The sequence below is a fragment of the Sphaerimonospora thailandensis genome (assembly GCF_016863115.1).
Lineage (GTDB): Bacteria > Actinomycetota > Actinomycetes > Streptosporangiales > Streptosporangiaceae > Sphaerimonospora > Sphaerimonospora cavernae.
This window is the reverse complement of sequence record NZ_BOOG01000085.1, coordinates 1-13,120: the sequence shown is the minus strand read 5'-3', so window position 1 is coordinate 13,120 and position 13,120 is coordinate 1. Positions and strand designations below refer to the sequence as shown.

The 13,120-nt window shown below is 66.1% G+C and carries 13 protein-coding genes and 1 pseudogene; 4 read left to right on the top strand and 10 right to left on the bottom strand.

Annotated elements, in window-relative coordinates; genetic code table 11:
• Nucleotides 1-373 (top strand): annotated as a pseudogene (locus tag Mth01_RS28140) (hypothetical protein); the annotation flags it as partial.
• 147 nt (nt 374-520) lie between these two features.
• On the opposite strand, the gene Mth01_RS28135 reads toward Mth01_RS28140, so the two are convergent.
• Genes Mth01_RS28135 through Mth01_RS28125 form a run of 3 tightly spaced genes read right to left on the bottom strand, consistent with a single transcriptional unit; the run spans nt 521 to nt 3,350 of the window.
• Nucleotides 521-823 (bottom strand): hypothetical protein, encoded by a 303-nt coding sequence (locus Mth01_RS28135; protein WP_204018993.1) that lies wholly within the window; start codon nt 821-823, stop codon nt 521-523.
• A gap of 17 nt (nt 824-840) precedes the next feature.
• Nucleotides 841-1,422, bottom strand: coding sequence for a hypothetical protein (locus Mth01_RS28130; RefSeq protein ID WP_204018992.1), 582 nt, complete (start codon nt 1,420-1,422; stop codon nt 841-843).
• Nucleotides 1,419-3,350 (bottom strand): DUF6571 family protein, encoded by a 1,932-nt coding sequence (locus Mth01_RS28125; RefSeq protein WP_204018991.1) that lies wholly within the window; start codon nt 3,348-3,350, stop codon nt 1,419-1,421. The genes Mth01_RS28130 and Mth01_RS28125 overlap by 4 nt, the downstream gene beginning before the upstream one ends.
• Nucleotides 3,351-3,922: 572 nt before the next feature.
• Between Mth01_RS28125 and Mth01_RS28120 the strand changes: the two genes are divergently transcribed.
• Nucleotides 3,923-4,123, top strand: coding sequence for a helix-hairpin-helix domain-containing protein (locus Mth01_RS28120; protein WP_204018990.1), 201 nt, complete (start codon nt 3,923-3,925; stop codon nt 4,121-4,123).
• Nucleotides 4,124-4,162: 39 nt separating this feature from the next.
• A complete protein-coding gene (locus tag Mth01_RS28115; protein WP_204018989.1) occupies nt 4,163-4,600 on the top strand; it encodes a FliH/SctL family protein in 438 nt (145 codons plus the stop codon).
• Nucleotides 4,601-4,789: 189 nt separating this feature from the next.
• On the opposite strand, the gene Mth01_RS28110 is transcribed toward Mth01_RS28115, so the two are convergent.
• The 3 genes from Mth01_RS28110 to Mth01_RS28100 all read right to left on the bottom strand — a co-directional run bounded on the left by Mth01_RS28110 (nt 4,790) and on the right by Mth01_RS28100 (nt 6,352).
• Entirely contained in the window at nt 4,790-5,362 is a 573-nt protein-coding gene (locus Mth01_RS28110; RefSeq protein ID WP_239090063.1) for a GNAT family N-acetyltransferase, read from the bottom strand.
• 410 nt (nt 5,363-5,772) lie between these two features.
• Complete coding sequence (locus tag Mth01_RS28105; protein ID WP_204018988.1) at nt 5,773-6,138, bottom strand: hypothetical protein; 366 nt, start codon at nt 6,136-6,138, stop codon at nt 5,773-5,775.
• A complete protein-coding gene (locus Mth01_RS28100; protein WP_204018987.1) occupies nt 6,128-6,352 on the bottom strand; it encodes a hypothetical protein in 225 nt (74 codons plus the stop codon). The genes Mth01_RS28105 and Mth01_RS28100 overlap by 11 nt, the downstream gene beginning before the upstream one ends.
• A gap of 289 nt (nt 6,353-6,641) precedes the next feature.
• Between Mth01_RS28100 and Mth01_RS28095 the strand changes: the two genes are divergently transcribed.
• On the top strand, nt 6,642-7,931 hold the full coding sequence (locus Mth01_RS28095; RefSeq protein ID WP_204018986.1) for a helix-turn-helix domain-containing protein: 1,290 nt from the start codon (nt 6,642-6,644) through the stop codon (nt 7,929-7,931).
• 318 nt (nt 7,932-8,249) lie between these two features.
• Here the strand turns inward: Mth01_RS28095 and Mth01_RS28090 are convergent, their stop codons facing one another.
• From Mth01_RS28090 to Mth01_RS28075, 4 genes are all read right to left on the bottom strand, one after another.
• Nucleotides 8,250-8,969: a hypothetical protein gene (locus tag Mth01_RS28090; RefSeq protein WP_204018985.1), complete on the bottom strand. Its 720-nt coding sequence runs from the start codon at nt 8,967-8,969 to the stop codon at nt 8,250-8,252.
• A 140-nt stretch (nt 8,970-9,109) separates the two neighbouring features.
• On the bottom strand, nt 9,110-10,675 hold the full coding sequence (locus tag Mth01_RS28085) for a class I SAM-dependent DNA methyltransferase (protein ID WP_204018984.1): 1,566 nt from the start codon (nt 10,673-10,675) through the stop codon (nt 9,110-9,112).
• Nucleotides 10,672-12,162, bottom strand: coding sequence for a restriction endonuclease subunit S (locus Mth01_RS28080; RefSeq protein WP_204018983.1), 1,491 nt, complete (start codon nt 12,160-12,162; stop codon nt 10,672-10,674). The genes Mth01_RS28085 and Mth01_RS28080 overlap by 4 nt, the downstream gene beginning before the upstream one ends.
• A partial coding sequence (locus tag Mth01_RS28075; RefSeq protein WP_204018982.1) for a type I restriction-modification enzyme R subunit C-terminal domain-containing protein occupies nt 12,159-13,120 on the bottom strand: 962 nt, incomplete at its 5' end. The genes Mth01_RS28075 and Mth01_RS28080, both read right to left, overlap by 4 nt.

Here is a 13,120-nt window from a genome sequence, read left to right as displayed (position 1 = left end):
GGGACACCTCCCTGAGGATCACGCTCCGCATTACTATGAATACGCCTATCGCTTGGCTTCGCAGGCCGCCCGACTCATGATGGAGAAGATCATGGAATCAGCTTCGGCTACCTGGCCGGTCTACAGCCCCTTCGCCCGTAAGCACTACGGCAAGGGCCTCGAAGAGGGCCGGACGGAAGGCCGGGCGGAAGGTGAGGCGAGGGCGGTCCTGACCGTCCTGCAGGTGCGGGGCGTTGCCGTCTCCGACACCGACCGCGCCCGCATCACCGGCTGCACCGACCTGGACCGGCTCGATGAATGGGCACGGCGCGCCGTCACCGCCACCTCCACCGCCGAACTGTTCATCGACGAACCCGAACGATCCGCCGGGTGAGACGCCGGACGGAAGTTGATGTCCACCTCGTGGCCTCACCACTCGTCCAGGTGCATCACTTCCGAGCCGGCATGGAAAGCGGTGAGGAGGAGACAGAAGGGCGCCCCCCGCATGATCCGCCACCCGACGAACGCCTGCCGGACTCGTTCAGGCCAGGCCGTACCTGATCCTGATAGTCCTGGCCTGTTCGTCCGTCACCTCGGGCGGCGTGCCGGCCAGCGCCTGGCGTAGGTCGGCCACGATGGCGTCGGTGCTGTCGCGGACACGGGCGCGATGGTGGGCGAGTTCTGCGTCGAACCGCTGCGCGGCCGGTCCCGTCCATACGCCGCCCGAGTGGAAGGCCCGGAACGGCGTGTCGATGCCGCTTGTGATCTCCTGCAACAGCGGCTCCGCCGTACGCAGGGCGTCTCCCAACGCCCGATGAAGCGGATTGGGCACCAACATGGCCATGCTGTGATCACTCCTTCTCAGGGGGAGGGGGACATGGTCGCCCCGGGGGCGCTGGCGTCGGTTATCAGCTTCGGCGCGATCAGCTTCATCAACGCCACCACATCAGCCGCGTTGTCCCGCCCCTCGACGCCGGTCTCCAACTCGATGATGAGTTCCGCTTCGCCACGGACGAGCATCGCGTACGCGGCGTTGCGCCTGCTGCCTCGATCCTTGAAGTAGTAGCCGACGGACCCAGGAACGATCTCGGACATTGGGCGAGCGCCGTCCTTGATTTGCTTTTCGACCCGCTCTTGGGTTCCGCTTGGGATCAGGACGATGTGCAGCACCCTCAGTCGCTCGCCGTCCCGTTGATAGGCCGCGCAGCGTCCATCACCGAGACCTCCAGCCGTTGTGAGGTCAAAGTTGCCGCGAACCAGTGGATCACGCACCCCCGTTATCAGTTCGACAGCCCTCAGAGGGATGTAGCCGCAGATGTAGGGCGCGGCTGCCACCGTCGGGAGCGGCGTACGGTCGATCTTCGGGTCCTCTTGTCGGCAGCCGCTAGACAAAGCCAGCGCGCACAACAGCGCCACTACCGTGGCGACTCGCATCCTCGTCATGACGCGTAATGGACGAAACCGTCGGAGAATCCGTGATCCAGGCGATCCCGGAGACGATCCCAGCGCTCCCCTGCCAGCCCGCCGTGGATCCATCGTTTGTAGGCTTCGAGTCGCTTCTCTTGGTTACCTGAGGTGGTTTCGTCAATCATTTCGTCCCTGGTCATAAGTGTCCGGCCATCGTCCTTGAGGAAGTTTCTGGGGTTGTCGCGGGGGTCGTCGCCCTTCTTCAGATCTTGAAGGGAGGCCCAGGGATGGGTCGGTGCGGGCGGGTCCGCCGAGCCGAAGAGGCCGTGCTTGAGCATGGCCTGAGCGGTGAGATCTTGAATGAGGTCATGGGTTTGACGTACCGCGCTGTTAGCTTCGTCGCGGGCCTTGTCCTCGGCGTCACCTTTGACACTGTCTTCGATCAGGCCGGTCCACGCGCCGACGACGCCTGCAGTGATCGGCCAAGCCCCTGACTGAGGGATGGCGAGCCCGGTATTCAGGGTCGCTGTCAGGATCTTCATGTTCCGCTGCTGCGCCTCGTCGAGTTCCTTGCCTTGCTCGATCTTGGCCAGTCCCGCCGCGTCCGCGATGAAGCCGAAGCCTGCCCCGATCCATCCCGCATTGGCCACAAACACCCTGTCGCCTTGTCCGGCAGCCATCTGCGCGGCGCCGTGGTCAAGGAGACGCCCGGCGTACGCCGTCTGGGCGGCCATGACCGTGGTGAACGCCTTGGCATCTACGAACGTCTCTTTCATCACCGCATGCAGTTCCTCCCTCTTGAACTGTGGTCCCCAAGGGTCCTGCCCAGGGAGGTTGGGATTGTCGACATCTGTCACATCAGGAACCTTGGTGTTGCCGGCATCCGTAGCGATGCGGTTCACGTCGGCGATGTAGCCGGCGAGGATGTGGCCGGTGGTGGTGGGAGGCACGCGTGAGCCGGGGGAAGATTCCTCGTCGATGCGTTGGGCTTCCAGGTGGATGAACTCCGAGGTCAGCTTGGCGGACAGGTAGCCGCGGGATGGCTGTTGTGGGGAGCCGTCGTGGTCGCGGAAGGTGAGCGTGGCGGCCTCCAGCGCCTTGCCCAGCGCGGCACCGCCGTCGGGCATGGTCTGCCAGGTCAAGTAGCGCTCCATCATCTTGGGATCGCCCGCGAAGAAGTCCTGGGCCGCCGCGGGATTACGGCTGAGCGCCTCCATGAGGTTCATGCCGATGGTCGGCGCGTTGTACGCCGTCCACTTCCACGTGTCGATCTTCCTGGCGACGGCCACCAGAAAGGCGGAGTCGAAGGTGCCGTCCTTGAGCGCCAGAGCCAGCCCGTAGCCCGAACGCCAGTCGACGGTGGACCGGCCGAGATCGTCGGTGAGCTCGTCACGCCAGGCCGGGCTCAGCTTGGCGCTTGCCGTGCCGAGGGTCTTGCCGAGCGCGGTCTGCAGCCGTGCCACGTTCTTATCCTGCTGATGATTCACCGTCTTGGTCATGAGATTGCGGAATCCCGCCGCGCCCAGCGCGTTCATCAGCGTGACGGCGAAGGTCTGGTCTCCCATCCGCTTCTCCAGTGCGGCCACGGTCTTCTCGTCGACCTCGCCGCTCCTGGCCGCCTCGGTCAGCTTGCCGACCGCCGCGTAGACGTCGGGATCGTGGGCGGCCTTGCCGTACAGCTCCTCGTTGAAGGCGGTCAGCCCGCCGGGCACGCCGGAGGAGGTCGCCCATTCGGTCTGCTCGGATCGGATCGTCTCGCTGCGGCGTCGCAGGTCGGGACGGGTGGTGCCGATCCAGCTCTGGACCTCGCGCAGGGCGCCCAGGCGTGAGGTGTCCAGGTTGAGCTGCTGCAATACGCGGCGGAGCTGCGGTTCGTTCCGGCCGAGTGCGTCCTGCGCCCGGCCGAGGCCTCGCTCGAAGTCGTCCATCGCGGCGGGATCGATTCCCGAGAAACCGCCGGTCACCTCCCGAGGCGGGGGTGTCGGGGCGGCCTGCGGGCGTGGGGAGGGTGTTGGAGCGGGCTGCGAACCTGACGATGGCTGGGGTGAGGGCGGCGGAGCGGCCGAGGGCTGAGCGCTCGGCGACGGGACGTTGTCCGGAGAGGGCTGGATGCCGTGAGGTGGCGGAGATGACGGCGCTGTCGGTGCCGGCTGAGGGGTGGGTGACGGCTGAGGGGCGCGTGACGGATCGGTCATACGGGCCGGACTCCCACGATGTCGGTTGAACGCGACAACTCCGGCAGCAAGATTATTTACGATCGCCTCGTTTCGTAAACATATCCGTCAGATCCGGTATGACGGATCATTCGCTGCCACCTCCTTCACAGTCTCCGGCCCGATCAGACGGCCGGGAAGAACCTTCGCGACCTGCTGCTCCAACGAAATTGTCAGCACATGGGGTGGCCCGTGCCCGCTCACCGCCGAGGTCATCGCCGGTGCGGTCCCGGCTGTGCCGTACCTTCAGATCGTTGGCCATTGCGGGCCCACCGATCGGCCGGCGCCCCTTACGCGGACGTTTTGATATGCGGGAGACCATGATGAGCACCGAAGACGGGACGCCGTTGCCGAAGCTGGCCGCCCCGGCTCAGCGGGCACTGCAGGGCGCCGGCTTCACGTCCTTGGAGAGCCTGACGCAGGCGACCGAGGTCGAGATCATGGAGTTGCATGGCATGGGTCCAGCGGCGATGAAGGCGCTCCGCGCCGCGCTTGATGAGCGCGGTCTGTCTTTCGGCGGCTGACACCTTGATCGATCACCCATGTGAGCGTTGGAGGCGTTCATGGCAGCGCTGGAGCACCTCCCCGGCGAACACGCTTCGCAATATTATGAATACGCATACCGCTTGGCCCCGCTGGCCGCCCAACTCGTGATGGAGAAGCTCATGGAATCAGCTGCCTGGCCGGTTTACAGCCCCTTCGCGCGCCAGCACTACGGCAAGGGTCTTCAGGCCGGCCGAACAGAAGGGCTTGAAGAAGGGCTTCAGGAAGGTCTCGCGAAGGGCCTCGCGAAGGGCCTCGCGAAGGGGCTCGCGAAGGGCGAGGCCAGGGCGGTGTTGACCATTCTCCAGGCGCGGGGCATCCCCGTCTCCGACGCCGACCGCACCCGCATCACCATGTGTACGGATCTGGACCGGCTCGATGAATGGACACGGCGTGCCGTCACCGCCACGTCCGCCGCCGACCTGTTCACCGACGAACCCGAACGCCCCACCGGATGAAACCCTGTCGCGAGCGATGCGATAGTTCCCTGTACGTGCACGGCCTGGACGGGCGGTCTCCACAAGCGGCCCCGGCCGCGCCGTACCTCCGCTTCGCCGGTTCGCACGGGCCCGAGGACGGATGACCCAGCCGAGGGTTCCGCGAACTCCTCACCCTCGGGTCCGTCGGCGGCACCGCATAGTTCGCGATCAGACGTCGGTGTCGAGGCGGGCGTGTAGGTGCATGTCGTGCCAGCCGTCGGCGTGGAGTGCCTCGCCGCGTTTCGTGCCCTCTGCGGCGAAGCCGGCGCGTTGCGCGACCCTGCAGGACGCGGCATTCGCCGTGGAGTGGCACAGCTCGATGCGGTGCAGCCGGAGCGTTTCGAAGGCCCACGCGGTCATCGCGGACAGCGCTCGGACGGCGATGCGGCGACCGCGTGCGCTGGGCAGCACCCAGTACGACACCTCGGCCAGGCCCTCGGCGAGGATGACCCGGCGCAGGCTGATCTGCCCGACGACATGGCCCGTTTCGAGCACGGCCCACCCGGCGCCGCTCTCACTTCGCCATCGATCCGCCCAGGCGTCGATCCAGTCGCGCGCCTCGTCGTCGCTCATCGACCGGCAGTGCCAGCGTTGGATCGCCGGGTCGGCGTACCCTGCCACGACGGCCGGGCGGTCCGACGGTTGCCACGGCCGGAGCACCACGCCGTCCGCGTGGATCTCGGGCTGAGGCAGCGCGGCCATCGAGCCGGGCGGTGTCGCGGATTCGGCAAGCATCGGCATGATCGAACTCTAAACGTCCCGCTGACAATGTCGGAACCCAGTGAGCGGCTGGGTTCCGACGAAACGAAGAAGCTGTCCTGTCTCACGGGAGCTGGCGCGGTCTCACCGAACCTGGCGGCATCTGCCGCTCCGTCTCACCTACCTGACGTCGCCGACACGCCAGCAGAGCTGGCGGCGCACGCGAGCCGGGACGCACTCCCATGATCACGCGCCAGTTCAAATGAGACGCTGACCGCACTCCTCCGGCGCACGCCAACTTCATTGAGACGACAGCCCGTTCGGTGTCTCACCGAAGTTGGCGTACCGCAGGCCAGAGCGTTGCTTTGCGCGCCACCTTCCGTGAGAAAGGACAGAAGCCCTACGGCAGCATCGGGGCGTGGGCGGACATGGGCACTGCCCGGGTGCGGGCGTCAGGGGCGGGCGGGGGAGATCGATGGAGTCTCCATGTCGGCAAGGGCGGCCAGGCCGATGAGGTGGAGCCCGGTGTCCCGTGCCTCGGTGATCGTCAGCTCGACGAGGGAGCGATCGTCGATCTGGAGGTGGACGCGAGGCTCGTGGTCGCCGTGACAGAGGACCAGGTCGAGCCAGAGCCGCTGAGGGAGCCCCGCGAGGGGGATGGCGTGCAGGTCGACGGCCTGGACCCAGGCGTTGTGGATGCGCTCGTCGGGGTGCTCGTCGATATGGGCGTCCATGCACCACGGTGGGCAACCGTCGCGTGTGCTGTCGCCCCGGGCGTGGTCGTTCGTTCCGTTGTCGGCGACAGTGCTATTGATCACGAGTCACCGCCAGGTCGGCGAGGCTCTCCTGCTCGGCGATGGCCTGGCACAGCTCGCGCAGGTCGTCGCCGTCGACCGTGCGGTAGGCGCCCGCGTTCTCGGCCGCCGAGGAGAACGGCTTCTCGCGGCTGGCCCACAGGCGTCCGGCGTCGCTCCGCATGATCCGCCACCCGGCGAACGCCGTGCCAGACGTGCTGGCCCTATCGTTTGACATAGGTCAGGAACACCTCTTCCTGATCAAGGGACCCGTACGGCGCTGCGAACGCCTGCGGGTCCCGCCTGATTTTCCAGGTCATCGACCTTCCGTGGCCATCATGGGCACCGGGCGGGAGGCTCGGAAGAGGCTGGACGCTGGAACCCCGGCCTCCAGCGACGACCAGCAACCGGAGGCCCCTCACGTCGCCTCCGAAGAAGCTTTCGCAGCCCTGATCTACCTGGCCTTTGCCAGCCTTTTCTGTAATCATTTGATTTCAGAAAGTGACAATGACTGATCGGGGGATGGCATGCCGCGTGTTTCTGAGCCGGTGGATCCGAGTCTGTCGGGGTGGCATCTGCTGGGTGCTGCCGTACGGCACTGGCGGGAGGATGTGCGGCACCTGAGTCAGCGTGAGGTCGCCAAGGCGGCGTACGTCGATGACGGCGACCTGTCGAAATGGGAGCGTGGGCTCGCTCGTCCGCACGCGGATGTGGTGACCCGTCTCGATGCGGCCCTGGGTGCGGGTCAACAACTTGTGGCCCTGCACGGCACTGTCGTTGAGCTGGACCGGTTGCGTACGGTGGCGATGAACAGGCCCGCCGAGGAGGAGGTCGCCACGGAACGCCGTCGTCTTCTGCAGCTTGCCGCCGCCGGGATCGGTGTGCTGGGCGTGTGTGGTGAACCCGTACGCCGGTTGCTCGATCAGTCCGTGGGCGGTGATTTCCGCAGTCTGGAGGAGTGGGACCTGGCGTGTGCGGATCACCTGTACGCGCTGCGGACGCGTCCTCCGGCCCAGGTGGCGGCTGATCTGCTGGTCGATCTGCTGGCCGTGCGGCGACAGTTGGAGACCGCGAGCCCGGCTGATGCGGTCGAGTTGCAGCGGTTCACGGCTGCGCTGTCGTCCGTCCACGCCAACGCGCTGACCCGGCTGGGCGAGCACGGGGGAGCGCTGCGCTGGTGGCGTACGGCACGCCAGACGGCCGACGCCTCGGGCGATCTGCGACTGCGGCTGCTGGTCCGTGGCGAGGAGGCTGGTCACGGCCTATACGGCCAGCGCGATCCGGAGACCGTCCTGCGCCTTCTCGACAGTGCCGAGCGGATCGCCAGCGGCCCTAGCGTCGACCTGCTGACCACCCGGGCGAAGGCCCTGACGATGCTCGGCAGGCACGACGAGGCACGGCAGACGGTAAACGCCCTGGCCGTGTTGGCCGGAGCGGGCGTCGTGCCGGACTCCTTCGGCTTCTGGAAACCAGATCAGATCCATTTCGCCGAGAGCTGGGTCTACGCTGGTGCGGGCGTCGAGTCGGCGGCGGACCGGGCTCGGGAGGACGTGCTCGGGCTCGCTCGCACCTACCAGTACGGTGCCAATGTCCGGCTCCACGAGGCACTCTGCACGGTGGTCCAGGGCGGCGTCGACGAGGGCATGCGCCTTGCGGCCAGGGTGATCGATCCCCTCCCGTCCCCCTATCGCAGCCACCACATCATCGAGACCGGACGCATGGTGCTGCGTGCCGTACCGTACGACCAGCGCGACCGCCCCGCCGTCGGTGAGTTCCGCGAACTCCTCGCCCTCGGCTCAGCCGGCCGCAACGCATAGATCGTCGGCTCCTGCGTCAGGCTCCGCAGGCCCAGGGCCGGGGGCACTGCTTGTGGGCGGAGAGGTTCACTACTCGGCCGCGTCCGCTCGCATATTAAAGCGAAGGCACCTTGATCTTTAATACAGCGACCTCGGGGTGGTGCATGTTAAAGCGCGGCGTAATAAGGCAGCCCCGCACCGCTCCTTGTTGAAGCAGAACCGGCCTTCGCTTCAACACTGCGGAGCCCGACCCGCAGCGGGTGTCGTTCGCATCGAGGGAGATGGCGTGCGAGTGCCGACCTGAGGTCAGCCACGATCAACCGGACGATCTAGGTCGCACTACTCTCCGAGGGCGTTGACCCATTCCTCGGCATCTTTTCGAGCGGCAGCATCGACCAGGGTCGGGTCTTGCAGCAACTCCTGGAACAACTCCACAGCCACATCCCGGCAGTTGTCATCGTCCGTGAGCGCCGTGACAGCCCGGACCCGCTCCTTGTCCGTGAGACTGCGGTCGCTGGCGATCTCCCTGATCACATCGATGACCGGCAGCGGATCTCCCTCGCTCATCATGTCTTCAAGGCCGAAGATCAAATTGCGTGTGGGAATGAGTGGCTTGTGGGATCCGTATCGGGCCGCTCTTCCGGGACCGTCACCAAGGCTCTTGGCGAACGCCGATGCCCGATCGACGTCGGACAGTCGCGTGTTCTCAATAATAATCTTGAGTCCAGCCGTTCGATCCTCAGCACTGACCGAGAGGCCAGTGACCAGATCATTCACCTCGCTCCGGTGATCGAACCCCTCAAGCCGATGGAGGTGGCGCGAGTGCATCAGCCACTGGATCGCCGCCGCTGATGAGGAGCCAAGCTCTACCAGCTTCTCGATCGCCATGATCCTGTCGTCGTTCTCCGCGTCGGGGTCAGCGGCTACCTCGAGGAGTTGGTGAATATCCATGCCCTCTAGATCCAGTCGCTCCTCGTCATCGTCGTCTTCGTACTCCTCCTCTTCATCGAACTCGTCATCGAGCCCGAAGCCTTCAGAAGGAAGTTCTTGGGTTGTCATGGCAAGCCTCCAGGTATCGCCGCGGCAGATGGGTGATCGCACGCTACCTCACAACGGAAGCAAGCGATCCTGAGCCTCGGACCTCAATCGAGCAGTCGGCTGACGTTCCCAGGGATCGCTCCCGTTAAGCGAAAGAAGCCCTAGTGGGAAGGCTCCGCTTGGCCGTTGGTGGTGAGGGCGGCGGCGATGGCTTCGATCTGGGTGAGGGCCGTTCTGAGGTCGGCCGCGATCGAGCGGGCAATCTCTTCGGGGGAGTGCTCGGCCGACTTGTCGTCCCCGCCGTCCTGCTGCCAGCTGATGTCGAGGTTGACCTTGTCGCGGGCGATCAGTTCGTCGTACGTGAATGCCTTGAATCGGTCGGTCTCCACCCGCTCGCCACGCGGCTTGCCGGGGAGATAGCAGTCCACGAAGTCCTGCAGGTGCTCGCGGCGCAACGGCCGCTGCTTGAGGGTGAAGCTCTCCCCGGTACGGAAGTCGTACACCCACAGCTTCGACGTCCACGGCCTGTCAGACGGGCGTCGGCGCTCGAAGAACAGGACGTTCGCCTTCACCCCACCGGCGTAGAAGATGCCGGTCGGCAGGCGCAGCAGCGTGTGGACGTCGTACTCCTTGAGCAGGCGACGCCGGATCGTCTCGCCGGCCCCGCCTTCGAAGAGCACGTTGTCGGGCAGGACCACGGCGGCCCGACCGTCGATCTTGAGCAGCTTGGCGATGTGCTGCACGAAGTTGAGCTGCTTGTTCTTGGTCGTGACCCAGAAGTCACGGCTCGCGTAGACGGCCTCGTCCTTGACCGCCTTCCCGTCCTCGCCCACGACCGTGATCGCGGACTTCTGGCCGAACGGGGGATTGGCGAGGACCAGGGACGCCCGCACCTTCGGCTCCGCCAGCAGGGCGTCGCCGACCTCGATGATCTCCTGGTGTTCATCCGGGATCACGCCGTGGGTGAGCATGTTCATCGCCGCCAGCCGAGCGGTGCCACGGACCAGCTCGACCCCGCGGAAGGCCCAGCCGTGGATGAGCCGGTTGCGCTGGTCGGGGTTGAGCGACTCCATCGGATGCTCACGGCGCAGGTATTCGTTGGCCAGCAGCAGGAAGCCGCCCGTGCCGCAGGCCGGGTCGACGATGGTGTCCTCCGGGGTCGGCTGGACACAGTCGACCATCGCCCGGATCAGCGGACGTGGTGTGAAGTACTGCCCGGCCCCCGACTTCACGTCGCTGGCGCTGCGCGACAGAAGCTCCTCGTACGCGTCGCCCTTGACGTCAACGCCCTCCTTCGACCACTGGATCTTGCCGATCAGGTCCTTGATCAGCCGTTCCAGCAGGCCGGTCGCCTGGATCTTGTTCTGCGCGCCGAGGAAGATGAGCCGGAACATGCCGGGGCGCCTGCCGAGCTCTTCCAGCACGCGCTCGTAGTACTCCTTGAGGTCCCCGCCCTTCTTGCTCGCGAGGGTGTCCCAGTCGATCCCGGGCGGCAGGGTGCGGTGCGGCCTGCCCCGGCGCGCGAGCTTCTTCTCCTGCTCGTCCATCATCTTCAGGAACAGCAGGTAGGTGAGCTGCTCGACGTAGTCGATCGCGGGCACCCCCGCGTCCCTGAGCACGTCGCAGTAGCTCCACAGCTTGTCCACGAGCGAACGCGTGTGCGCCGCCGTCTCCCGCGACTTCGCTCCAGGCGTCTCCGCCGGCTCCTCCGTCAGCGTGTCGGTCACGACGACAGCTCCCTCTCCTGGAACAAGACTTCCTGATCTCCGGTACGGCTCGCGCCCGCGGTAGCCAGCGGCACCGGCACCGACTCCGAGGTCGTACTGCTCGGAAGGTGCGCGTTCTCCGACGGCGTCGCACTCGATCTCGTACGGCTCCTGCCTCCGGAACGACGCGACCGCCCTGCCTCAACCGCGGCCTCCCGCTCAGCCCGTATCCGCCGGAGAAGCTCGTCTGCGGGTTCATCGGCAGGATCCTGCGCGACCAGGTTCCCCTGGAATGCTCTTCTCATCAATTGGTTACGAAGCTCTAGCACGCGTTCTTCGGCCCTGTGAATCGTTTCGCCCAACTGCACAGCGGATGCGATCTGCAGAGCTACTCGCAAGACGATGTCCTGCTGTTTGCCAAGGGGCGGGACGGGAATGCGTGTCCGGAGGATCGTCCCTTGGTCGATCTTCGGCATGGAACCGGCCAATCCCTTGGCGGAGGACCTGAAGTAGGACCGGACTTCGCTGGAGCTCAGAACAAGTTGAACGAACGAGGGAAGTACATCGGCGTTCACGCGTGCGCGTATCAGCAGATCGGGGAACACCGCCCACTGCTTCTCGCCGTTGTAGAGCGCCGACGTGCCCACCAGTTCCGGGGTGTTGGACCGTTGGATGAGGATGTCTCCAGGCTCCAGCCATAGATGGCGAATGCGCTCGACATCGGCGACCGCCATTTTGGTGTTGGCTTCGGTGAACTGATTCCTCGTCACCGCTGTCAGGGTGAGGGTCCTGACGCCTTTCCCATCTTCGGAAGCCCGCCCGGAGTAGCCGTTGCGGAGCGGCTCTCTCAGGAGTGACTCCAACGGCCTCATCGGTGCCGATGCGGCGGCCGCGAGAGCATTCGTTTTGATGCCGTCGATCAGGTCCGGTACTCGCGATCCCGCAGCTGATAGCTCGTCACGTGCGATGGACAACAGAGTAAGTCGATCTCCGAGGACGGCGGCTATTCGTTGCTGCTCGGCTTGTGGTGGCACGAGCACCTCTATCTCGCTTAATGCCTGCTGCGAGATGTTGCGCATGGACTCCTTGGTCCCGGTGGCGCGTGCCGAAATCGCCCGCCGTACGTCGGGTGAGGCCAGGACGTTGAGCAGCCACCTCCGATCCACCTCGGAGGATGGCACCAGACGCAGGCTCTTGTCGCTGAGTAGAAGCCGTGGACGGCACTCGCCGACCAGCACCGGCGCCCCGACGTACTCTGCGGTGTTCGCCCTGCTTACCAGGATGTCGCCGGGCCTGATCTCGTTGGCCGGGTCGATCTCGCGATGTGCCGGGACGGCCTTGTTCTCGTCCTCTCGGAAGGTCCCCCAGGTCATCGCGCTGACCTTGATGACGCCCCACTCGTCCTCTTCCGCAGGCCGTGGCTCGCAGGTGAAGGACTTGCCCGCCTCGATGCGGATGAGAAGATCGCCCAGCGTTGCGCGAGTCCAGCCGGGGGGCAGGTCGGTCATGCGGTGAGGGTCCTTGTCAGGTCGTCGAGGATGGTGGCGGCGCGGTCGCCGAAGGCATCGTAGAAGCCGTCCTCGCCACCGCGCAGGTCGAAGGGAGCGTAGTCGAGGGCGTCCTCGGCGACTTCCGCGCTGTTGATGATGATCTCGCACAGCTTGTCCAGGAACCAGCGCTGCATCGGCGAGAAGGCGCTATCCGCGGCCTCATGCCGGGCCAGCCAGGCGGCGTACCGCTCCTCAACCAGACTCCGGAACGGCCGCAACTCGGAGTCGAGGCCCAGCTCATACCGCAGGATGGACACCAGGTCGGTCGGTCTGGCCCGGTGGCCCCGCGTGCACACCTTGTCGTCGGCGTCCTCGTACGCCTCCCAGAGGTGGACGACGTTGCCGACCAGCGGAACCCGCTCGATCCGGTGAGCCAAATCGCTCACCTCCGCCCAGGTCGGCCGGGCCGTACCACTGCCTTCCAGTGCCCGCATCAGGGCGATCGAGTCGCGGTGCGCGCGCAGATAGGCACGGAACGACTCCACCGTGTTGCGGGCGATCCGCTCTCGCGGCACGACGTCCGCGTCCCTGATCTCGTCACGGCTGATCTCGTCGATGAGCTGGTCGTGCTTGTGCCGGATCTCGATGATCCGCTCGCGCAGCTCCGGATTCTCGGCCAGTGGCCGGGCGGCCTGCCTGAGGCGCTCGGCGACCGCGTCCTCGCCGCCCTGGTCAGCGGCCCGGGTCAGCTCCTCGGGGTCCACCGCGGTGGCGAGGCGCCGTACGAGATCACGCAGGTCGGCGCCGCCGCCGACCTGGGCCAATTCGTCGCGTTCGGCGTCGCTGATCTGACGGTCGAGGGCGTCGAGCCGCGCGGCGAGGGTCGCGGTCTGCGCCTCGTCCAGGGCGAGTTTGGCGGCGCGGGCGAGAAGCTGCTTGAGGCTGAGCCGGTTTTCCGGGTCGCGGTTGAGCGGCG

Bases quoted from the DNA above. Each gene is read 5' to 3' on its own strand.
- Mth01_RS28135 (WP_204018993.1), bottom strand. From the start codon at position 823: ATGGCCATGTTGGTGCCCAATCCGCTTCATCGGGCGTTGGGAGACGCC.
- Mth01_RS28130 (WP_204018992.1), bottom strand. From the start codon at position 1,422: ATGACGAGGATGCGAGTCGCCACGGTAGTGGCGCTGTTGTGCGCGCTG.
- Mth01_RS28120 (WP_204018990.1), top strand. From the start codon at position 3,923: ATGAGCACCGAAGACGGGACGCCGTTGCCGAAGCTGGCCGCCCCGGCT.
- Mth01_RS28115 (WP_204018989.1), top strand. From the start codon at position 4,163: ATGGCAGCGCTGGAGCACCTCCCCGGCGAACACGCTTCGCAATATTAT.
- Mth01_RS28110 (WP_239090063.1), bottom strand. From the start codon at position 5,362: ATGCCGATGCTTGCCGAATCCGCGACACCGCCCGGCTCGATGGCCGCG.
- Mth01_RS28100 (WP_204018987.1), bottom strand. From the start codon at position 6,352: ATGTCAAACGATAGGGCCAGCACGTCTGGCACGGCGTTCGCCGGGTGG.
- Mth01_RS28095 (WP_204018986.1), top strand. From the start codon at position 6,642: ATGCCGCGTGTTTCTGAGCCGGTGGATCCGAGTCTGTCGGGGTGGCAT.
- Mth01_RS28090 (WP_204018985.1), bottom strand. From the start codon at position 8,969: ATGACAACCCAAGAACTTCCTTCTGAAGGCTTCGGGCTCGATGACGAG.
- Mth01_RS28080 (WP_204018983.1), bottom strand. From the start codon at position 12,162: ATGACCGACCTGCCCCCCGGCTGGACTCGCGCAACGCTGGGCGATCTT.